We start from the raw sequence: 21,896 nt of genomic DNA, 5'->3' as shown, positions 1-21,896 counted from the left end.
TCTCCTGGGCCTGACCCGGTTTATGCCGTGGTCGCCATCGGGTTATTGGGGTGGGTTGTCCAGTTGGCGTACTGGTCGGAAACCACGTTTCCGGTACGTTTATCCACTTCGCCGGGTTGCAGGTGGCGCAGCGAAATACAGTTTTCTACCGGGCAAACCGAGGCGCAGAGGTTGCAGCCAACGCAATCTTCCTCGCGTACGGCGAAGTGACGCTCTCCCATCAGGTTGGTGGAGATCGCCTGGTGCGAGGTGTCTTCGCACACCAGGTGGCAGCGCCCGCATTTGATGCAGCTTGTCTGGTCGATAACGGCTTTTTCGACGTGATTGAGGTTGAGGTAGCGCCAGTCGGTCACGCTGCCCAGCGCCATGCCGCGAAAATCCTCCAGCATGCGAAAATCTTTTTCATCCATGTAGTTTTCCAGGCCGCTTATCATGTCGCGCACAATCTGGAAGCCGTGCACCATCACTGCCGTACAGACCTGAACGGTCCCGCAGCCTAGCGCGATAAATTCGGCGGCATCGTGCCAGGTGGAGATACCGCCAATGCCGGAGATCGGCAATCCGCGCGTCGGTGTGTCGCGGCCAATTTCCGCCACCATATTCAGCGCAATGGGTTTCACCGCCGGGCCGCAGTAGCCGCCGTGTGAACCTTGATCGCCGGTGTGCGGTGTCATCAGCATCTGGTCAAGATCAACGCCCATCACCGAATTGATGGTATTGATCAGCGATACCGCATCAGCACCACCCGCTTTTGCCGCCCGCGCCGGATAGCGGATATCGGTAATGTTCGGCGTCAGTTTGACGATCACTGGCAGGCGGCAGTACTGCTTGCACCAGCGGGTGACCATTTCGATATACTCTGGCACCTGCCCAACTGCTGCGCCCATGCCGCGTTCGCTCATACCGTGCGGGCAACCAAAGTTCAATTCAATGCCGTCCGCGCCGGTCGCTTCCACCTGCGGCAGGATCCACTTCCACGCTTCTTCCTCACAGGGCACCATGATCGACACCACCACAGCCCGATCCGGCCAGCGCTGCTTAATGCGTGCGATCTCTTCAAGGTTGGTCTCCAGCGAGCGGTCGGTGATTAGCTCAATATTGTTCAGCCCAAGAATACGGCGGTCCGCGCCGCGAAAGGTGCTGTAGCGCTGCCCACAGACATTAACAACGTGCGGATCGAGCCCCAGCGTTTTCCATACCACGCCGCCCCAGCCAGCCTGGAAAGCGCGTTCGACGTTGTACTCTTTATCGGTGGGCGGCGCGGAAGCCAGCCAGAACGGGTTGGGGCTGTGAATGCCGAGAAAATTACTGTGCAGATCAGCCATGAGAAGGCTCCTGGAAAAAGGTGGCATTGGCGGCGTCGGCTTGCGAAATAGCCAGTACCAGCATGATGGAGCGCGCGGCGGCTTTGCCCTGCCTAACCGCATCGACAGTGAGATCGAGCCCGCCTGCGCAGCAGTCGCCACCGGCCCAGACGCCGGGTAGCGAGGTGCGTCCTTCCTCGTCAACGGCGATGCGCCCACCGCTTAACGCCACGCCCTGCGCCGGACGCGGATCGTAGCTTTGCCCAATCGCTTTCAGCACCATATCCGCTGCCAGCGTGAAGGTTTCACCGCCAGGCATCAGCCCTGCATCGGTCTGTTGCGTCCGGGAAAAGGTCACACCAGTTAACTGATTATTTTGCTGCTCAAAACGCAGTGGCGCGGCCAGAAAGCGCAATGTGACGCCACACGCTTTTGCCCACAGTTGCTCTTTCAGAGAGGCCTTCATCTGGCTTTCTCCACGGCGGTAAACCAGCGTTACTTCGCGCGCGCCAAGCTTTTTCGCTTGCACTGCGGCATCCACTGCAGTCATTCCGCCGCCAATCACCACCACATTGCGGCCCACCGGCATCTGGCTGAGATCGGCGCACTGACGCAGTTCAGCAATAAACTCGACGGCTTCGTGCACGCCGTGTGGTTCTGGCATGTCACTGTCGAGCGCATTTACGCCCGCTAAACCGGGGCCAAGGAATACCGCGTTATACTCTGCGCGCAGTTGCGCCAGCGTGAAGTGCTGGCCCAGCGCCTGGCCGCAATGCAGGGTGATACCGCCCACCGACAGCAGCCACTCCACTTCCTGCGCCGGAAAATCCCCGGCTACTTTGTAACGGGCCAGGCCGTATGCGTTCAGACCGCCGGGTTTCGCGTGGGCATCAAACAGGTCAATCTCATGTCCGGCGAGCGCCAGCGCATGCGCTACAGTCAGTCCGGCAGGCCCGGCGCCAACAATCGCCACGCGTTTACCGCTACTGGCGGCGCGAGTAAACAGCGGTTTGCCGGGGGAGGTGAAAAAGCGATCGGTGGCATAGCGCTGCAAACGGGCGATATCCAGAGGACGTCCATCCTGCGCATTACGCACGCAAGCCTGTTCACAGAGGGTTTCTGTCGGGCAGACGCGCGAGCAGGTGCCGCCAAGAATGTTGGCCCGCAGGATCACTTCCGCCGCGCCGCGATCGTTACTCTGTGCAATACGCTGAATAAAGCTCGGTACATCGATCTCCGCCGGGCAGGCGCGGGTGCAGGGGGCATCAAAGCAGTAGTAGCAGCGTTCCGCTTCCAACACTGCCTGAGGGGAAGAGAGCGCGGGGTCGCCATCGCTGAACGCACGGGCATATTCCGCAGGCGTCAGCCGACCGGGGCAGATCCCCGGCGTATCGAGAGTGTTCATTATGCCTCCTGAATAATCCTGACCAGATGGTTAAGTTTTCAGAAATAGCCATGCGATTTGTATGCCATCTTGACGGCAACGACAACAGGGCTGGCGGAATCAGTGGTTCTGGGATCTTCAGGATCGATTGCACTAAAATGATCGTCGCATTTTGGTGCATTTCGCACCAAATTTATCGTTTATTGCTGCATTTAGCAGCAAGCTATTCCAGACCGCAGATACGCCAGACGGCGCTCAGCACATGCTGCGTGGCGCGCGCCTGCATCGTGTCGCTGTAAGCGTCTTCGCCGCAAACGGCTTCCACCTGGATATCAAAATCGGCATAGGTTTGCGTCATCGACCAGACGGTAAAGAAAAAGTGTGTGGTATCCAGCGCACGCATTTTGCCAGCGGCAATCCAGCCATCGAGAATGCGCGCTTTCTCTTCCACCAGTTGCCGCAGTTCGCTTTTCAGTAATGGATGTACGATCTGCGCGCCTTGCAGGATCTCGTTGGCAAAGAGTTTGGAGGCTTCCGGGCGGCTGAAGCTAAAGTGGATTTTGCGCCCGACATACTCCGCCAGCGCGCTTTTCGGCTCGGCGCTGGCGCAAATCCCCGCAAGCGGCGACAACCAGTCGTGGAGAATGTTTTCCAGCACCCGCAGGTAGAGATTGTGTTTGTTGCCGAAGTAGTAGTGCAGATTGGCTTTCGGCAGACCTGCGGCGTCGGCAATCTGTTGCATCGTCGCGCCGCGAAAGCCGTAGCGAGCAAACACGCGCTCCGCCGCTGGCAGGATAATGGCTTCGTTATCCTGACGAATGCGTCCCTTATCGGGTGATTCCACCACGCCGTGGAGAAGAACCTCATTCATAGTGTGCTCCGTGAGAAAACCGCCCTCCCTGGCGGTGGGGGTTATTTCAATTTGGCGGCGGCGTCCCAGACTTCGTGCGTCATGCCACTGTCTCCCGGATCTTTTTTGATAACCGGCGTATCGCCGCCGCTGTGCAGCAACACATCAATGGTGCGGCGGTACGCGGCCGGATCGAGATAGCCGATTTTCGGCGTATTGGCATTGGTGATAAGCTTCGCCACGTTCTCCATCTGGCGAGTCTGCACCTCTTCCGTGGCGGCGCCGGAGGCATCTTCTGCCACCACGATTTTCGCCGCCTCATCCGGGTGTTTCACCGCGTAATCCCAGCCTTTAAACGACGCTTTGAGGAATTTCGCCATTTTGCTGACGAATGCCGGATCTTTCAGATCGGAGCCGAGGACATACAGCCCATCTTCCAGTGTGGAAACACCCTGGTCCTCATACGGGAAGGTGATTAAGTCGTCTTGCTTCAGCCCGGCGTCGATCAACTGCCAGTATTCGTTGTAGTTCATGGTCGAAATACAGGCGGCCTGATCCTGCAACAGCGGATCAACGTTAAAGCCCTGTTTTAAGATGGTGATGTCTTTACCCGGCTTGAGACCCAGTTTGTTCATCCAGTTAAAGAACGGATATTCGTTGCCGCCGTACCAGACGCCAAGAGTTTTGCCTTTGAAATCGGCCGGGGTTTTGATGCCGCTCGATTTTTTACAGGTCAGCATCATCCCGGAGCGATCGTATACCTGGGCGATATTCACCAACGGCACGCCCGCTTCGCGTGAGGCCAGCGCATCCGGTAGCCAGTCGACAATCACATCGGCGGATTTACCGGCAATCACCTGCACTGGAGAGATATCTGTGCCGCCGGGTTTAATGGTGACATCCAGCCCTTCATCCTGATAAAACCCTTTTTGCTGCGCCACGTAGTAGCCGGCGAACTGTGATTGCGGCAACCACTTCAGTTGCAGTGTGACTTTCTCGGCGGCGGCCGCCTGAAAGGCCAGTACAGACATTGCCGCCAGCAACAACCCCCGGCGCAAAGCGAAACTTTTTATCATTAGAGAACTCCTCGGGTTAGTGAACCTGGATAGGTGCTAATTGCCTTACTTCTGAGCGGCGCTCCCACGTAGCGTGGGGTGCCAGAAATTTACGCGCCGGTCGAGCTGAACCAGCAGGCTGTAAAACAGGGAACCGGCAACCGAGGCGACAACAATCGCCGACCACACCACCGGCATATGCATACGCGCTGACTCGGTGGAGATGCGAAAACCCAGCCCGGCGGTCGGCGAACCAAAAAATTCCGCCACAATCGCGGTGATAAGCGATAGCGTGGCATTCACTTTCAGGGCGCTGAAAATAAACGGCATCGCGGCAGGCAGACGCAGCACCCGCAGGCTTTGTCCCGGCGTGGCGGCGTAGCAATACATCAACTCCTGTTCCAGTTTGCCGCTGGCTTTTAACCCGGCCAGTGTATTGACCAGCGCCGGGAAGAAGGTCACCAGCGTTACCACCGCGGCTTTGGAAGGCCAGTCAAAGCCAAACCACATCACCGCAATCGGTGCGACGCCGACCAGCGGTACGGTGCTGGTGAGGCTGGCCACTGGCAGTAATCCGCGTTGTAAAAACGGCAGGCGGTCAATAAGAATCGCCACGCCAATCCCCAGACCGCTGCCGAGCAAATAACCTGCCAGCACGGATTTGATGACCGTTTGCAGCACATCGCCTGCCAGCAGTGGCACGCTGTTGACCAGTGCGGCAAGAATGTCCAGCGGCGCGGGCAGAATGACCTGCGGAACGGCAAAACCGATCACCAGAATCTGCCAGAACCACAGCAACCACAGGCCGAGCAGCGCCGCAACGCTGGCTGCCGGAAGCGTTGAACGCGCCAGACGTTGCACGCTGACCATCGCCAGTAGCGCCACAGCACACAGCGTCAGACCATGAATCGGTTGCCATGCCAGCCACAGAACGCTTGTCAGCAGTGTGACGGCGAACAGACCGCCGCGCAGACGACTGAAGGTGGCGGTGCAACCTGCCAGCGCGCACAGCACCAGCAGTACATTGACCAGCAGCAGCGGAGCCGATAACGGTGTTTGCCCGCTCAACTGGATCAGCGACAGCATCAACAACAGCAGCGCGCCGACCAGCAAAAATGTGCCGGGTATCGCAGTGCGTTTCATCATCCCCCCTTACGCTGGCGCATCACCAGCCGTTCCGTGAGCGTGACCAGCCCGGTTAACGCCAGCCCAAGCAGCGAGGCCATCACCAGCGCCGACCAGATCTGAATGGTGTTGCCATAGTAGGAACCGGTCAGCAGGCGCGCGCCCAGCCCGGCCTGCGCCCCGGTGGGCAGCTCGGCCACCATCGTGCCGACCAGCCCGCTGGCAATCGCCACGCGAAACGCCGGAAACAGATATGGCAGCGAAGAGGGCAGACGCACAGTCCAGAAGATATCGACCCGCCGGGCAGCCCAGGTGTGCATCAGTTCCATCTCCATTTTTTGCGGCGAGCGCAGCCCCTGCACGGTGGCGATGGTGACCGGGAAGAAACAGAGATACATGGCGATAGTGGCTTTTGGCAGCATGCCGGTGATACCGATGCTGCCCAGAATGATCAGCACAATGGGTGCTATCGCCAGCACCGGAATGGTTTGCGAGGCGACGATCCACGGCAGCAGGGCTTTATCCAGTGTGCGCGAGTGAACAATGCACACCGCCAGCACCACGCCGAGTACGACGCCCATGGCAAAACCTGTCAGCGCTGCGCTGGCAGTGACCCAGGTATGTAACAGTAGGTTACGTGGCGAGGTGAGTGGCCACTGGGTGATGCTGTTCCAGATATCGATGGCAATCTGGTGCGGCGCAGGCAGCAGCGGACGGCTGGCATTCAGCGCCGCCTGCATCACATCGTGATAATTCCATGCGCCGCGCGGGGCCAGTACGCGGTCAATCACTCCGGGCGCATTCAGCGCCAGAGCCAGCAAATACCACAGTACCAGCGCAACCAGCAGCACCATACCCACCGGTAGCGCGTTCGCAATAAGACGCCGGTCAGTGATCATGATGCCCCTCCACCAGCGCTTCGCGCACCTCACGTGCCAGCGCCAGGAACGCGGGCGTATTACGGATCGCCAAATCGCGCTGTGCCGGAAGCGGGGAGTCGATCACCTTCACAATGCGTCCCGGACGCGGCGACATCACTACGATTTTGGTCGACAGATAGACCGCTTCGGCAATGGAGTGGGTGACAAATACCATTGTGCGCTGCTCGTCGTACCACAGTTGCTGAAGCTGCTGGTTGAGGTTGTCGCGGGTCAGTTCATCGAGCGCACCAAAAGGTTCATCCATCATTAAAATCTTTGGCTCAAAGCCAAGCGCTCGCGCGATAGACACGCGCTGTTGCATGCCGCCCGAGAGCTGCCACGGGTACTTTTTCTCAAAACCCTTCAGGCCAACGCGTGAAAGCTGCTCACGGGCGATCTCATCGCAGCGTTCTGGCGGTACGCCCTGGATCTGCAATGGCAATTTGACATTAGCCACCACGGTGCGCCACGGCAGTAGCACTGGTGCCTGAAAGACATAGCCGTAAGCCCCAGCCTGGCGCGCTTCCGACGGTGACATATCGTTCACCAGTACATCGCCGGAGGTAATCGGTTCAAGATCGGCAATGACCCGCAGCAGGGTGGTTTTGCCGCAGCCGGATGGTCCGATAAACGAGACAAACTCGCCCTGACGAATCGTCAGATTAATGTCCTGTAACGCGTGTACGGGTTTATCCGCCGCCGGATAGATAACGCTGGCCTGACTAACGGTTATGGCGGGTCGCGCTGTGGCGCTGGCGGTCTTTAAGGACACCACTGCGCTCTCCTCAGTAAACATCACCTGGCTCATCCTGCTCCCCTTGTTTTTTGACTAACTGGTTAGGTTTCTTCTCTCCATGCCATTTTTGTGCCAGGGGTTAATTCGAGCATTTTTGCGGTATTTGTCGGCACGATGACGAATTTTGTTCATCAATTTAGTGCAGATATCGGCGAGTTTGCTTTGTGATGGGGCAGGAAGGGGATTGAGGCGGGAAACGGCAGCATAAACAGGCGCAGCGCGCGTGGTTAGTGACAGTTGTCGTATTTCTGTGAGCCAGTTGCGCGAAAAGAATGATCGACGTCATACATCTTTCGCGCCGTGTGCCTTACGTATTGCCAGGATTAATCTGATTAACTACTATATCCATACCCCTTACAGAGCTAACGCCACATTAATGTGAGTGCCGGAGATAAGCGCCGGGCGGGGTAAAACCTTTCAGGTATGTTAGATACACTTAAAACACCAGCCCTGGCATTAGCCGGGGCGTTTTGTTTTGTATGTCAGCCAAACCCTCTTCCCGCCGGAAGAGGGCGATAACTCAGTTAGTCGCGGTCGATGGCAAATGGCTGCCAGGCCTGGCGTACCGGCATCACTTCCACGCGGTTGATATTCATATGATCCGGCAGAGTGGCGATGTAGAACATCTGTTCGGCAATATCCTGCGCGGTCAGCGGCGTGGTGCCTCGGTAGAGGTTATCCGATGCGGTCTGGTCGCCTTTGGTGCGCACTAGCGTAAATTCCGTTTCCGCAATCCCCGGAGCCAGATCGGTCACACGCACTCCGGTTCCGAGTAAATCGCAGCGCAGGTTATAGCTGAACTGCTTCACAAATGCTTTGGTTGCGCCATAAACATGGCTACCAGGATAGGGCCACTGCCCGGCAATCGAACCGATATTGATGATAGAAGCGCCTGCGCCGTGTTGAATCAGCGTGGGCAGCAGGGCGTGAGTCACATTGACCAGCCCGGTCACGTTGGTGTCGATCATGGTCTGCCAGTCTTCAAGATCCACGCGCTGTGCAGGTTGTGGCGACAGCGCCAGCCCGGCGTTGTTGATAAGCGCGGTAATATCGGCGAACTCAGCCGGCAGCGTTGCTACGGCGTTTTTCACTGACTCTTTATCGCGGACATCCAGCTCAATAATATGCACCGGTACTTTTCCCTGAAGGCGGTCTTTAAGGCTTTCGAGACGTGCCAGACGACGCCCGCTTAGCACCAGTGACCAGCCCGCATCGGCAAACACCTGTGCTGCCGCTTCGCCAAAACCGGAGGTCGCGCCGGTAATAAACACCACTTTCTTTGCTTCACTCATCGTCTTCTCCTGTGCGGGGTTGTGACGTCACTATAAAAACGCCCGTCCGCCCCAGACAGTGCCAGTTGCTATGTCGCGGTGTGACACCTGTGTCACATGTTGCTAACACGACTGGCTCTATCCGGGGTTTGCCCGCGCGCCGCATGATACGGACAACAATAACGGCATGAGAGGAGCAGGATATGAAACTGGCACTTCAGAGCGAGATGGCGATAACCAACGACGACGTACGTCAACTGGACCGGTCGTATGTGTTTCATTCATGGTCGATGCAGGGCAACCTTAACCCGATGGTAATTGCCGGAGCGAAAGGCTGTGAGTTGTGGGACTACGAAGGCAATACGTATCTCGATTTCAGCAGCCAACTGGTGAATGTCAATATTGGTTATCAGCATCCGCGCGTGCTGGCGGCGATGAAAGCGCAACTCGACGAACTGGTGACGATCGCACCAGCGACGGCCAACCTGGCGCGCGGCGAAGCGGCCAAACGTATTGTCTCGCTGGCGCCGGAAGGCTTCAGCAAAGTCTTCTTTACTAACGCCGGGGCAGATGCCAACGAAAACGCCATCCGTATGGCTCGTCTCTACACCGGGCGTGACAAGATTTTCTCCGCCTACCGTTCCTATCACGGTAATACCGGTAGCGCGATTGCCGCCACTGGCGACTGGCGGCGCGTACCGAACGAATATTCACGCGGGCATGTACACTTCTTTAACCCGTACCTCTATCGCAGCGAATTCAACGCGACGACGGAAGCAGAAGAGTGCGAACGTGCGCTGGCGCACCTGCGCCGGATGATTGAGGTCGAAGGGCCGACGTCTGTCGCCGCGATCCTGCTCGAATCCGTGCCGGGAACGGCGGGTATTCTGGTGCCGCCGGAAGGCTATATGAAGGGCGTGCGCGCACTGGCCGATGAGTTTGGTATTGTGCTGATCCTTGATGAAGTGATGGCCGGATTTGGCCGCACCGGTAGCTGGTTTGCCTTCGAACAGGATGGCATCGTGCCGGATCTGATCACCTTCGCAAAAGGCGTTAACGCCGGTTATGTGCCTGCGGGCGGCGTACTGATTTCAGAACCGATTTCGCACTACTTTGACGATCACTTCTTCGCGGGCGGTCTGACTTACTCCGGCCATCCGCTGGCGATGGCAGCGATTGTCGCCACGCTGGATGCGATGAAAGAGGAAAATGTGGTGGAGAATGCGGCGCGGGTGGGTAACGGCGTGCTGCGTCCGGGGCTTGACGCGTTGGCGGCGAAACATAAGCTGATTGGCAACGTGCGCGGGCGCGGTATGTTCCAGGCCATGGAACTGGTTAGCGATCGGCCACGCAAAACCCCGCTGGCGGCGGCAGAGATGGGGGCCATCAAAGCGGCGCTCACGCAGGCCGGTATTTTGAGTTTTATCGTTGAAAACCGCATCCACGTGGTGCCGCCTTGCACCATGAGCGCGGAAGAAGTGAATAAAGGCCTGGCCATTTTTGACCGTGTTTTAGCGCAATTTGGCAACTTCGCGAAATAATCCCTCTGGCGTCAGAGTCTTCTGACGCCAAACCTGATCAGCCTCCTGATTTGATGAATTTTTTTAACAACAAAACCTCCAATTTTTAGCACTGTATTCCCTCGCGCAGACTTGATAAAACATCTCTTTTACATTGTCCTTTTTTGCTGGGGGAAAAAACGTGCCGGAAACCAATCACTTCGGTCAAATAGTCGGCGACAGGTTGCCGCACTGGAACGGCGTTCAGCCGTTGCCGCGCAGTGTGTTGCCGGGCCAATATTGTCGGCTGGAACCGCTCGACGCCAGAACGCATACACACGATCTGTTGCGGGCTTACGCGCAGGCGGAAAATGACAGCGGCTGGACCTGGCTGGCGGGTGAAAGGCCTGACGGGCTGGAAAGCATGGCGCGCTGGATCGTCGGCAAAATGATTGACACCAGCGTAGAGCCTTTTGCCGTGGTGGAAAATGCCAGCGGCGATGCGCTCGGTGTGATTGCCTGGCTGGCGATTAACACCGACAACGGTTCGGTAGAAATTGGTCATGTGACCTGGTCGGCGCAGATGAAAAACAGCATTCTCGGCACGGAAGCGATATGGCTGATGCTGCGCCACGCTTTTGCCTGCGGTTACCGCCGTGTGGAGTGGAAATGTGATTCGCTGAACGTCGCTTCGCGCCGCGCGGCAGAACGCATCGGTTTCACCTGGGAGGGGCGTTTCCGCCAGCATATGGTGCGCAAAGGGCGCAATCGTGATACCGACTATTTATCCATGCTGGACAGCGAATGGCCGCTGCGCGACGCCGCCATTTCTGCGTGGCTGAACGCGGATAACTTTGACGCGCAGGGACAACAAAAACAGAAACTCGACATCTTCCACGAACAGCAGTAAGCCACAGCGCACCGATCTCTTGCGGTGCGCTGCATTACCCCATCCGATGTTCGCCGCGCACCAACGCGCTACGGTCAAAGAAGCGCTCAATCACGCCATTAGCCATAAATGCGGCCCGGTCAGACATATGGGCAATCACATCGGCATCATGGCTGACCAGCAGATAGCTCATACCGTGCTGCTGCTTCAGGCGATTAAGCAGGTTAAGGATTTCGGCCTGCACCGACATGTCCAGTGCCGACGTCGGTTCATCCAGCAGCAGAATTTTCGGTCGCAGCAACAGTGCACGGGCGATCGCCACGCGTTGGCGCTGGCCACCGGATAACTGGTGCGGGTAACGGCGTGCGGCATCAACCGGAAGCCCGACCTGCTCCAGCGCGGTAGCCACCTGCTTATCAATCTCCGGTTCGCCGTGGATTTTCAGCGGCTCCGCCAGCGTTCTCCACAGCGTATGGTTCGGGTGTAGCGAGGCGTAAGGATCCTGGAATACCATCTGTACATTACGGCGCAGCGCCCCTTGATAACGTGTTCCGGCTTTCACCGGCTGGCCGAACAGCGACAACTGGCCCTGCCATTCGCGCTGCAACCCTGCCAGCACACGTAGCAGGGTTGATTTTCCGCAGCCAGACGCGCCAATCAGGCTGAAGGTTTCACCTTCTTCCACGCACAGACTGGCACCTTTCACCACCGTTTTCTCACCAAAAGTGACCTGCAACTGCGCGATATTAACGATGCTCATCATTCACCTCCGTGAAGGACTGGCTGCGATCCAGCGTCGGCAGCATCTGGCCCCAGGTTTCCGCGCCCGGTCGGCAGGTCCACAGCGTGCGGGTGTAGGGATGCTGTGCGTGAGGCAGATTGCTCGCCGCCATCGCGTCCACGCACTCCCCCTGATACATCACCATCACCCGGTGACAATGCTGCGCCACCAGCGGCAGATCGTGGCTAATGAGCAGCATCGCCATTTGTCGTTGTTCACACTGGGCGACCAGCAGTTCAAGGATCTGGTTACGCAGACGCGCATCCAGGGCAGAAGTGGGTTCATCCGCAATCAGCACATGTGGATCGTTAACCAGTGCAATGGCGATCATTACCCGCTGCCCCATACCGCCGGAGAGTTCGCCGGGGTAACGTTGCAGCACTGTTGGTTCCAGCTCTACAGCCCGCAACGCCTCGTTGATCTTCTCCATCCGCTGCTTGCGGTTCATCCGTTGGTGGAGCGTCAACGCTTCATCCAGTTGTGCCAGCACAGTTTTCACCGGGTTCAGCGCGTAGCGCGGATCCTGTAAGACCATCGCGATATCGTTGCCGCGCAGCGCGCGCCATCCGCGATCGTTGAGTGTGGTGACATCCCGTCCCAATACATTCAGCGTGGTGGCGCTGACGTGACCCGGCTTGCGCACCAGTCCCATCAGGGCGCGGGCGGTCATCGATTTTCCCGAACCGGATTCGCCGACCAGTGCCAGCCGCTCGTTGCCAAGCGTAAAGCTCAGGTTTTTCACCACCCGAGCACCGGGGTAGTCGATATTCAGGCCGCTTACCGCGATACGAGTCTCAGTCATGTTGCGGCTCCAGTACATCGCGCAGACCATCGCCCAGCAGGTTGAAGGCGAGGCTTGCCAGTAAGATCACCGCACCAGGCGCTGCGGCAATCCACCATTGATCGAAAATCACCTGCATACCGTCGGCGATCATCGCGCCCCATTCCGCCATCGGCGGGCGGGCGCCTAACCCTAAGAAACCCAGCCCGGCGGCAGCCAGAATGATGCCTGCAAGATCGAGCGCCAGCCGCACAATCGCCGAGGGCAAACAGAGCGGCAGAATATGGCCAAACAGCAGCCGCCAGCCGCGAATGCCCATCATTTCGGCGGCAGCCAGATAATCACTGTGGCGCAAACGCTGGATCTCGCTGCGCGCCTGGCGGGCGTAAGCGGGCCAGGTGGTGAGTGCCAACGCCAGCGCACCGTTCACCAGCCCTGGGCCAAGCATGGCGACGAAGGCAAAGGCAAGGATCAGGCGCGGCATCGACATCACCACATCGGTAAAGCGCATCAGCACACGCTCCAGCCAGCCGCCGTAATAACCGGTAACAATACCGATCAGCAGCCCGACAGGCAGGGTAATGGCGGTCACCAGCGCCACCAGACCGAGCGCCGGGCGGGTGCCGTAAATCAGCCGCGAGAGTAAATCGCGCCCGTAGCTGTCGGTGCCGAGCCAGTATTTCGCGCCCGGTGCCTGCAAGCGCGCGGCGGCGTCTTGCCAGTTGGGATCGCGCGGCGCTAGCCACGGCGCAAACAGGGCAATCAGCAGCAGTACAGCGACAATCAGCAGCCCGCTAAACGCGGCGGGCGAGCGGCGCAGACGGCGCAGAAAAAGAGTCGTCGGCATCAGCGCACCCTCGGATCGGTTAACCGTACCAGCAGGTCGGTCAGGTTATTGATCAGCACAAAACAGACGCCAATCACCAGCGTACCGCCCATGATGGCTGTGGTGTCGCCAGCGAACAGTGCGGTAGTGAGATAACGGCCAATACCGGGCCAGGAGAAGACCGTTTCGGTGAGTACCGCGCCTTCCAGCATGCTGGTGTATGCCAGCGCGATCACCGTCAGCAGCGTACCGCGAATATTCGGCAGTACATGGCGCAGCAGAATGGTCATCTCACCTGCGCCTTTGGCGCGCGCCAGCAAAATGTACTCTTTGTTCATTTCACTCAGGCAGGCAGAGCGGGTAAGGCGAGTAATGCTTGCCAGCGAATAGTAGGCCAGCAGCAATACCGGCAGCAGCAGGTGGCTGAGCGCATTTTTAAACGCGCTGTTGTCACCGGAAAGCCAGGTGTCGATCAGCGCAAAACCCGTGCGCGGCGTGACAGTGTACTGGTAGATATCATCGAGTCTGCCCGGCCCGGCGCTCCATTGCAGCCGGGCGTAAAACAGCGCCAGCATCAACAAACCCAGCCAGAAAATTGGCACCGAGTTGCCGAGCAGTGTAAAGGTGCGCACCGCCATATCCCACAGCGAGCCTTTAAAGCGCGCACATAAAACTCCCGCGATCACGCCGAGCACGCTGCCGACAACCAGCGCCAACGTTGCCAGCTCCAGCGTCGCCGGAAACGCGGCGAGCAGATCCTGCAACACCGGTTGCCCGGTCGCGCTGGCAGTGCCTAAATCGCCATGTATCAGGTTCACCAGGTAGTGCCAGAACTGCACTGGCAAAGTCTGGTCCAGCCCCAGTTGATGACGTACCTGATCGTAGGTGGACTGGCTGGCATGATCGCCGACAATCTGCAAAACCCGGTCAACGGGGGAGAAGGCCGATAACGAAAAGGTCACCAGCAGCAGGCCAAAAAGCGTCAGGGCTAGCGTGAGCAGCCCCTGAAATAGCGCGAGCAGAGGGCGTTTGATGCGCCGCTCTGCTCTGTTGGGTAAGACCACTGACATGGAAAAACTCGTCTTCAGCGAAAGAACCCTCCCGCGTGGGCGGGAGGAGGAAACGTTACTTGGTGACGTGGTCGTACCATACCATATCGGCATTCAGGCCTTGCTGGTAGCCTTTCACGTTATCACGTACCACGATCTGCGTTTTGCCTTGATCGACAAAGACATATGGTGAGTTGTGCTGCAATTCCTGTTGCATTTTCTTATACAGTTCGAGGCGTTTTGCCGCATCCGGCTCGGCCACTGCCGCCAGCGTCTCTTTATTCAGTTGCGGGATCTGCCAGCCGTTGAGCCCGGCTACGGTGCTGGATTTTCCATCGTTCCAGGCAAAAGCGCTGGCGTTAGAGTGAGCGTCGAAGTAGTCAGGGATCCACAAACGAATCGCCGCCTGATGCTGTTTTGCCCGTACTCGGGCGTACACCTGACTGCCCGCTGCGGGCAGCAGATCCACTTTCACGCCGCCCTGGGCGAAGCTGGCCTGCATTGACTGGGCAATGGTGATAAACGGCGGTTTGTTTTCGACATCCAGTGTGAAGTGCGCATCTTTAATGCCCGCTTTAGCGAGGATCGCTTTTGCTTTCGCCGGATCAAAGGTGAACGGGTTATCCTCCAGCGCGCCCGGCAGGCCAACCGGCAGGAAACTCTGGTGAACAAAATACTGGCCTTTCAGCAGATCTTTGGTGATGCCGTTGTAATCAACCAGCCAGCGCGCGGCTTCCCAGAATGCCGGGTTGTTCAGCAGCGGGTTGGCGCTGTTGCCGGTGTTAAATACCAGGTAATTCTGCTCGGCGGACGGAATGCTCAGCACTTTCACGCCTTTTTTATCCGCCAGCGCGCTGATTTGATCGGCGCCCAGATCGCGTGCGACATCGGCATCGCCCTGCTGGATCAACAGACGGCGGGAAGCCGGATTCGGTACGTTTTTAATGATGATGTTTTTAAGCTTCGGCGCACCGCCTGGTGCGCTGGCGTTGGCATCCAGCACAATGGCCTGGTGTGGCTGGTAGACGCGCATTTTAAACGCGCCGCTGCCCGCCGAGTGCATCTTCAGCCAGGCGTTGCCGAAGTCATTTCCCTGCACATTAGCGCTGACCAGCTTCTCATCCACGATCGAGGCAATCGGCGTGGAGAGAATATTCAGCGCTACCGCCGGGCTGACATCCGCCGTCCAGTGCAGTTGCAGGGTGTGGTCATCCACTTTTTTCAACTGGCTGGCAATATTATCTGGCTGCCAGCCGAGGACGTTGAGGATAAACGCCGGGGATTTGTTGAGTGTCACCGCGCGGGTATAAGAGAAAATTACATCTTCCGGGCGCAGTGGGTTGCCGGAGGCAAATTTCGCGTCGCTCTTCAGTTTGATGGTCAGGGTTTTTGCCGCTGGGTCTGCCTGCCAGCTTTCGGCCAGAATTGGGGTGATTTTTTCCGGATTTTCACGATCGGGCTGTACCAGGCGCTGATACAGGCTCGGCACGGTCTGAATACTGGAGAGTTCGTTCGCTTCCGCTGGGTCAAGGCTGACAATATCATCTAAACCCTGAGCGACTACCAGCGTATCCGGCGGTGTTGCTGCGTAGCTGGCAGCAGAAAGGAGCGTCAATATGACAACAGACAGTAGTTTTTTAGTCATAAGAAATCCCTGAAAAGTTAATACGATGTGATTATTTTGTACTGCTAAGGTAGGCCAGCTTCCGCCGTTTCTTAAAGTTTAAATTCATCTTTCTATATGCTGCATGCGCATAAGCCAGATTTTTTTGTCATTAGGGGAAAAATGCGCAGGGCGAGTACCCAGCGCCGATTGCTGATAGTTCTGGCGCATCGCTGCGCTCACCCGGCCAATGACCAATGCACATACAGCCATGTCTAAGCTATTTTTGGGCACAACTCTCACAGCGAGGGGTTGTGTCCCCGCTGAAATCGGCGAACCGAAGCGCAGATGACAAGGTCTGGACGCCATGGATGGCGACCAGAGGTGAAACGAGACAGGACGTCGAGTCGAGCCGACCGCAGGCAGATGCGTGGGAGGTGAGTGTAGTGCGCAGCACCGATTTCCCGCGGGGCCGCGGGGATTGGCAAGGGGAGCGCGGCAGCTCCCCTTGTCCCGTTCACGTGATGTCATGTTTCTGAAACTACCGAACGTCTGGTGAACGGAACCTTTACTCATAGGGTGAGTCAGCGGTTTGCTAAATTCGTAGACCCGGTTCGCGCAGCGTCAGCGGGCATTTCCCCCACGACACCCGCAGTGGTTGTCATCACTATTTTCAAATAAAAGCCACCGCCTTATTTCTTTTTAATCTTAATTAACTCTGTCGTAACGCCGATGGAAATTTAAGCAGCGCTGTATGACTGCTATTTCTTTTCTTCACAGCAACTTACCGGGATTTTTATGCACTTTATTCGAAATTTAAAAATCAAGGTCGTGATGCTTGCGATCCTGATCATTTTCACTCTGCTCTGGGGCGGTGTGTCGTTTTTCTCACTGCATGCATTAAACGGCTTAACGGGCGAAGTTGAACTCACCAATGTTCAGCAGGTGAACGGCGACATTATCAATAACGCCAGCGACCGCTACTATCAGGTGAAACTGCTGATGGATCGCGCGATGGTTTACCAGGCAAATAACGATACTCAAAACTACCAACAAACCATCGAGCAAATCGGCAAAGATATCGACTTTCTGCAGGGCGGGTTGAATCAGTTTAAAGCTACCGACCACGCTAATATCAGCACCACTGCCACGGATAATATCTACAACAGTTCGCTGACACTGTTTAACCAGGCCATTACTCCTATGTTTGCCGCTGTTAAGGGGAACAACGCCACGAGTTATGCGCAACTGTCGAAAGATCAGTTCAGCCCGCTGCGCAGTGGTTTTTCGCAGGCTATCGTCGCTTACAACCAGGAAATTCACGATCTGAAATCTGCGGCGAATGGGCGTATAGCCAGTTGGGTGTCGGTGACGCGCACCATCATTATTATTGCGATGGTCATTGGCCTGGCGATGCTGGTACTGTCGGAACGTTACCTGGCGCTGTACCTGGCGCGTTCGCTGGAGTGGGTGAAACAGCATTTGCAGGTGCTGTCGGTTGGGAGTCTGGATAAACCGACCAGGGACCTGGGGCGCAACGAAGTTGGGCAGTTGATCCCGTATCTGGCAACGATGCAGGAGAACTGGGTGAAAACCGTCGCTCAGATCCGTAACAGTGCCGGAGAAATCTACCAGGGAACCAGCGAAATCGCTTCCGGGAATACCGATCTCTCTTCGCGCACCGAAGAGCAGGCTGCGGCGCTGACCCAAACCGCCGCCAGCATGGAAGAGTTAAGCGCAGTGGTGAAACAGAACGCCGACAACGCCAACCAAGCCAGCCAACTGGCGAAAACCGCGTCGGAAGCGGTGAACACCGGTGAACAACGGGTGCAGGCAGTCATCGCCAGCATGAAGAACATTACCGAAAGTTCGCAGAAAATCACTGACATTATCAATGTGATCGACAGCATTGCTTTCCAGACCAATATCCTCGCGCTAAACGCCGCCGTGGAGGCCGCGCGTGCTGGTGAACAGGGGCGCGGTTTTGCCGTCGTCGCCAGCGAAGTTCGTAACCTGGCGCAGCGCAGTGCCGGTGCGGCGAAAGAGATCAAAGCGCTGATCGACGAGTCAGTGGTTAACGTCAATAACGGTTACGACCAGGTGACGCTGACCAGCGAATCGATGGATAACATCCTGCGTTCAGTCACCAGCGTGACGGACATCATGGGCGAGATCGCGTCGGCATCCAGCGAGCAGAGTAAAGGGATAGTTCAGGTCGGCACGGCGATTTTGCAAATGGACGGCGTTACCCAGCAGAACGCCGCGCTGGTGGAAGAGTCCTCCGCCACCTCCGCTTCGCTGGAGCAACAGGCTTACCAACTGACCGAAATCGTGTCGGTGTTTAAGCTGCCGGGCGATGTTGCTGCGCCAGGGGCTGCCAGCAAACCAGCATCTAAAGCGCCGAATGCCGGAAAATCGGCGCTGAGCCCGACGCTCGCCAGCGCCAGTAAAGCGCCGAATACCGAGTGGGAAGCGTTTTAATAAAAAATGCCCGGCCGCATCGTGCGAGCCGGGCAAGCTGGTCTATTTACCTTCCATCACCGCCACGCCTTTTTGCCGCCCGCAGCCGGGAAAAATATTCTCCGCGACGTTGAGATTTTCAAACAACTTCAGCTCCTGGCACACTATGGCGATACTGCGCGCGGCGGCACGGGTGTTGGTAAAGTGCATTATTAAGATAAAAAGATCACCATCCGAACGGCAAACCAACGGCTAGCGTCATCACCTGTTTATGGTTGGCTTTCCAGTGGATGTTTGCTTTTTTATCAATCAGTTGTGGGGAAAATTCCGCCAGAAAACGCAGTTCAAGATGCCATTCGTCAATGGCGGTGATATGGGTGCTGGCAAAGCCGGGGAAGGGCTGCGCCAGCGAGGAAAACGCTTTGTAAAGGCTCTCTTTCGCGCTGAAGGCGAGCGTTAACGCCAACGGAAACGGCAAGGTGCAGGCGGCCAGCAGCGCCTGTTCCTGCTCGTTAACAATGCTTGCAGCCAATTCATCGCACAGCGCCGGGCTGAACTGCGCCTCAAGATCAACGCCTACAGGATGCGGTGCCACCACGGCAACGGCACGCTGCCCGCTGTGGCTGATGCTACCCGATACGCCTTGCGGCCAGCAGGGTTCACCTGCCAGGCCAATGGCCGGAATCGTACTGAAACCATGCTCCTGTAATGCGTACAGCGCGGCGATACGCCCGGCCAGATGCTCGGTCTGGCGCTTTAACGCACAGTGTGCCAGCGCGTCGTGATGGGGCAACCAGAGCAGATCGGCGTGGGTAAACGTCGCGGGAAGAAAGTCGATCAAATGAAGCGTATGACCGGCGAGGGAAATAGTGTGATGCGTGGTGTGCATGGTGTTTTCTCGCCTGGCGCTCTCCCCGCCGGGAAGCGGGAGATCTTCCGTTGGGGGAGAGGGCGGGTGCAACTTAGAAGTGGGTATTCACACTCATATACCAGGTGCGGCCCGATTCGTTATAGGTTTCTGCGCCAGCGCCATACATCCAGCCGGTGCTACCGCCGGTGCTCTGGGCGTTACCCGCGCGCCAGTGGCGTTTATCGAACAGGTTATCGATACCGGCCGTCAGGCTGACGTATTTGGTCACATCCCAGGTGCCGCTCAGGCCAACAATACTGTAAGGGCTGACTCCATTGGTGGCGGAACCGGTCACGCGGTTGCCCTGATAGTCATACTTTTTCGGTTCCTGTTTGCCGTACCAGGTAAAGGTCGACTGAACAGAAATATCCGGCACAATCTGCCAGCTCAGGGTGGAGTTTACTGTGTACTCCGGAATGATCGACAGACGTTCTCCAGTGGTCTTGTTTTTGCTTTGCAGCATGTAAGTGAAGTTGTTGCTCCACGTTACCGCATCGCTGACCGGCACGTTCAGTGTGCCTTCTAAACCTTCCACTACCGCTTTTGGCACGTTTTCCCATTGATAGAGATCGGTTTTGGTACTGCCAACAGAGGTCTGGCTCAGCGGTGAATAACCGGCTTCAATCTTGTTGCGGTAATCGTTGCGGAACCAGGTCACGCCAGCCAGCCAGCCCTCATGTTTGAACTCCAGACCAATCTCTTTGTTGATGCTGGTTTCCGCTTTCAGATCGTCGTTACCCATCATGTAGCAACCCACGCCGCTGCCACTGGCGTAGCAACCCTGGCCCTTACTGTAGAGGATGTAGTTCGGGTTGGTCTGATAGAGGCTCGGTGCTTTGTAAGCGCGGGCAATCCCCATTTTCAGCGTGAAGCCATCGCCCAGCCCCTGCGACAGGTTCAGTGATGGGCTCCAGTTATTGCCGACAATGGTGTGATGATCAAAGCGCAGAGCCGGCGTTAGCATGGTGCTGTCGGTCAGCTCCATATTGTCTTCCGCGAATACCGAGTAGATGTCGGCGCTGGAGTAGGGGCTGCGGTTGGTGCTGCTCAGACCGGAAATCGGGCCGCCCTGGAAAGCCTGCTGATTCGACGCCATGTCTTTCATCCGTTGCTGGTTCCACTCGGTTCCCAGCGTCAGCGTCTGGTTAACCAGTAGATCCAGCGGCAGGTTCACTTCGTTATGCAGCATCACGTCCGAGAGATCGATATCGGTGAACTTATTGGTGTTGAATAACCCTTCCTGACCGCCCGCCAGGCCTTCGCCGAGACGCGAGTTGCGTGTGTGCTCATACTGGAGCCAGTTATTGGTGGTCACACCGTTATCCCAGCCGCCATTCCAGGTGACAGAGTAGTTCTGGCGATAAAGGCGGTTAGTCTCTTTGCCATAGTTCTCTTTCACGTAGTTATTGGTGCTGCTGTCGTTGTTAGTGTTCTGCGTATCGCCCGCGTAGAGATTCCCCTGGCGGCTGTACCCGGCTTCGAACTCCAGCGACTGCAAGGGTGCGAAGTCCCAGCGCACCACGCCATTGATATCTTTGTTAATCGAACCTTCGCGCCCGGCGGCCATGGTGTTGGCATAGATCCCGGTACGTTCAGACTGGTGATCCTGGTTGATGTCCCACGCGTCGGCCTGGGTTTTAGCCAGGTTGCCATACAGGCGGAAGCTGACATCGCCGCCCAGCGGGCCGCTCAGGCTAAAGTCGGTACGTTTGGTGGCGCCTTCGTCTTTATGTTCCGGCGCGTTGAACCAGGTGTTCCATGCGCCGTGCCATTCGGTTGTTTTATCCTTTTTGGTGATGATATTCACCACGCCGCCAGCCGCGCCGTTACCGTAACGCGCCGCTGCCGGGCCACGAATCACTTCGATACGTTCGATCATCTCTGGCGGCACCCAGTTGGTGTCACCGCGGCTGTCACGCTCACCGCGCCAGCCAAGGCGCACGGAGTTGCGGCTGGTAACCGGTTTGCCATCAATCAGGATCAGGGTGTTTTCCGGGCCCATACCGCGAATATCGATTTGGCGGTTGTTGCCACGCTGACCGCTGGTGGCGTTACCGGTTAAGTTAACGCCTGGCATGGTACGGATAATTTCAGAAACGTCGCGCGCTGGCGGGTTTTTACGAATTTCGTCAGCGGTGATAGTGGAAACGCCCGGCGCCTGCAAATTTTGCTGCGCGGCGGTAACGACGATGGTGTCATCCGTCGCGGTGGAGTTGGTGGTATTGCTGTCTGCCGCCATGGCGGGCAAGGCAGCACCGTAGATCCCCAGATTGACCAACAAGGTCAAGGTATTGATTTTGTTATTCATTGTTTTACCTGCTTTTCATCTCATCGCCGCTTCCCGGTTAATCCATTCCCAGAGGGAGAGGAGGCGGCATCATGGAGCCAACATA

The 21,896-nt window shown here is 57.2% G+C and carries 19 protein-coding genes; 4 read left to right on the top strand and 15 right to left on the bottom strand.

Annotated elements, in window-relative coordinates; translation table 11 throughout:
• Window positions 1-20: 20 nt before the first annotated feature.
• From preA to GA0061070_RS05625, 8 genes are all read right to left on the bottom strand, one after another.
• On the bottom strand, window positions 21-1,325 hold the full coding sequence (gene preA, locus GA0061070_RS05660) for an NAD-dependent dihydropyrimidine dehydrogenase subunit PreA (protein WP_090134394.1): 1,305 nt from the start codon (window positions 1,323-1,325) through the stop codon (window positions 21-23).
• Window positions 1,318-2,709, bottom strand: coding sequence for an NAD(P)-dependent oxidoreductase (locus GA0061070_RS05655; RefSeq protein WP_090134391.1), 1,392 nt, complete (start codon window positions 2,707-2,709; stop codon window positions 1,318-1,320). Before GA0061070_RS05655 ends, preA begins: the two co-directional genes overlap by 8 nt.
• A 202-nt stretch (window positions 2,710-2,911) precedes the next feature.
• Window positions 2,912-3,559 carry a TetR family transcriptional regulator C-terminal domain-containing protein gene (locus GA0061070_RS05650; protein ID WP_090134389.1) on the bottom strand — a complete coding sequence of 216 codons (648 nt, stop codon included), beginning with the start codon at window positions 3,557-3,559 and terminating at the stop codon, window positions 2,912-2,914.
• Window positions 3,560-3,600: 41 nt separating this feature from the next.
• Window positions 3,601-4,614 carry an ABC transporter substrate-binding protein gene (locus GA0061070_RS05645; RefSeq protein WP_035886058.1) on the bottom strand — a complete coding sequence of 338 codons (1,014 nt, stop codon included), beginning with the start codon at window positions 4,612-4,614 and terminating at the stop codon, window positions 3,601-3,603.
• A gap of 45 nt (window positions 4,615-4,659) precedes the next feature.
• Window positions 4,660-5,739, bottom strand: a complete 1,080-nt coding sequence (locus GA0061070_RS05640) for an ABC transporter permease (RefSeq protein ID WP_244153046.1) — start codon at window positions 5,737-5,739, stop codon at window positions 4,660-4,662.
• Entirely contained in the window at window positions 5,736-6,617 is an 882-nt protein-coding gene (locus tag GA0061070_RS05635; protein WP_090134386.1) for an ABC transporter permease, read from the bottom strand. The genes GA0061070_RS05640 and GA0061070_RS05635 overlap by 4 nt, the downstream gene beginning before the upstream one ends.
• A complete protein-coding gene (locus tag GA0061070_RS05630; protein ID WP_090134383.1) occupies window positions 6,607-7,446 on the bottom strand; it encodes an ABC transporter ATP-binding protein in 840 nt (279 codons plus the stop codon). Before GA0061070_RS05630 ends, GA0061070_RS05635 begins: the two co-directional genes overlap by 11 nt.
• 512 nt (window positions 7,447-7,958) lie before the next feature.
• Complete coding sequence (locus GA0061070_RS05625) at window positions 7,959-8,726, bottom strand: SDR family NAD(P)-dependent oxidoreductase (RefSeq protein WP_090134381.1); 768 nt, start codon at window positions 8,724-8,726, stop codon at window positions 7,959-7,961.
• Between the two features lie 182 nt (window positions 8,727-8,908).
• Between GA0061070_RS05625 and GA0061070_RS05620 the strand changes: the two genes are divergently transcribed.
• Window positions 8,909-10,246, top strand: coding sequence for an aspartate aminotransferase family protein (locus tag GA0061070_RS05620; RefSeq protein WP_090134380.1), 1,338 nt, complete (start codon window positions 8,909-8,911; stop codon window positions 10,244-10,246).
• 160 nt (window positions 10,247-10,406) lie between these two features.
• Window positions 10,407-11,114: a GNAT family N-acetyltransferase gene (locus GA0061070_RS05615; protein ID WP_090134377.1), complete on the top strand. Its 708-nt coding sequence runs from the start codon at window positions 10,407-10,409 to the stop codon at window positions 11,112-11,114.
• Between the two features lie 34 nt (window positions 11,115-11,148).
• Here the strand turns inward: GA0061070_RS05615 and GA0061070_RS05610 are convergent, their stop codons facing one another.
• From GA0061070_RS05610 to GA0061070_RS05590, 5 genes are read right to left on the bottom strand one after another with little or no spacing between them, the layout of a single operon-like run.
• On the bottom strand, window positions 11,149-11,853 hold the full coding sequence (locus GA0061070_RS05610; RefSeq protein WP_090134375.1) for an ABC transporter ATP-binding protein: 705 nt from the start codon (window positions 11,851-11,853) through the stop codon (window positions 11,149-11,151).
• Complete coding sequence (locus GA0061070_RS05605; protein ID WP_090134373.1) at window positions 11,840-12,676, bottom strand: ABC transporter ATP-binding protein; 837 nt, start codon at window positions 12,674-12,676, stop codon at window positions 11,840-11,842. The genes GA0061070_RS05610 and GA0061070_RS05605 overlap by 14 nt, the downstream gene beginning before the upstream one ends.
• Window positions 12,669-13,502 carry an ABC transporter permease gene (locus tag GA0061070_RS05600; RefSeq protein WP_090134371.1) on the bottom strand — a complete coding sequence of 278 codons (834 nt, stop codon included), beginning with the start codon at window positions 13,500-13,502 and terminating at the stop codon, window positions 12,669-12,671. The genes GA0061070_RS05605 and GA0061070_RS05600 overlap by 8 nt, the downstream gene beginning before the upstream one ends.
• Window positions 13,502-14,551: an ABC transporter permease gene (locus GA0061070_RS05595; RefSeq protein WP_244153045.1), complete on the bottom strand. Its 1,050-nt coding sequence runs from the start codon at window positions 14,549-14,551 to the stop codon at window positions 13,502-13,504. Before GA0061070_RS05595 ends, GA0061070_RS05600 begins: the two co-directional genes overlap by 1 nt.
• Before the next feature lie 55 nt (window positions 14,552-14,606).
• A complete protein-coding gene (locus GA0061070_RS05590) occupies window positions 14,607-16,175 on the bottom strand; it encodes an ABC transporter substrate-binding protein (RefSeq protein WP_090134369.1) in 1,569 nt (522 codons plus the stop codon).
• 756 nt (window positions 16,176-16,931) lie between these two features.
• Between GA0061070_RS05590 and GA0061070_RS05585 the strand changes: the two genes are divergently transcribed.
• Window positions 16,932-18,614 (top strand): methyl-accepting chemotaxis protein, encoded by a 1,683-nt coding sequence (locus GA0061070_RS05585; RefSeq protein WP_090134367.1) that lies wholly within the window; start codon window positions 16,932-16,934, stop codon window positions 18,612-18,614.
• Window positions 18,615-18,635: 21 nt separating this feature from the next.
• Window positions 18,636-18,809, top strand: a complete 174-nt coding sequence (locus GA0061070_RS25095; protein ID WP_167353534.1) for a hypothetical protein — start codon at window positions 18,636-18,638, stop codon at window positions 18,807-18,809.
• A 10-nt stretch (window positions 18,810-18,819) separates the two neighbouring features.
• On the opposite strand, the gene entD is transcribed toward GA0061070_RS25095, so the two are convergent.
• Both entD and GA0061070_RS05575 read right to left on the bottom strand, forming a co-directional pair.
• Entirely contained in the window at window positions 18,820-19,482 is a 663-nt protein-coding gene (gene entD, locus GA0061070_RS05580; protein ID WP_090134365.1) for an enterobactin synthase subunit EntD, read from the bottom strand.
• Window positions 19,483-19,555: 73 nt separating this feature from the next.
• Window positions 19,556-21,811 (bottom strand): TonB-dependent siderophore receptor, encoded by a 2,256-nt coding sequence (locus tag GA0061070_RS05575; RefSeq protein WP_090134363.1) that lies wholly within the window; start codon window positions 21,809-21,811, stop codon window positions 19,556-19,558.
• Window positions 21,812-21,896: the final 85 nt, after the last annotated feature.

Origin of the sequence: Kosakonia oryziphila (genome assembly GCF_900094795.1) — a bacterium.
In the GTDB taxonomy this organism is placed as follows: domain Bacteria; phylum Pseudomonadota; class Gammaproteobacteria; order Enterobacterales; family Enterobacteriaceae; genus Kosakonia; species Kosakonia oryziphila.
This window is presented reverse-complemented; position numbering and strand designations above follow the sequence as displayed.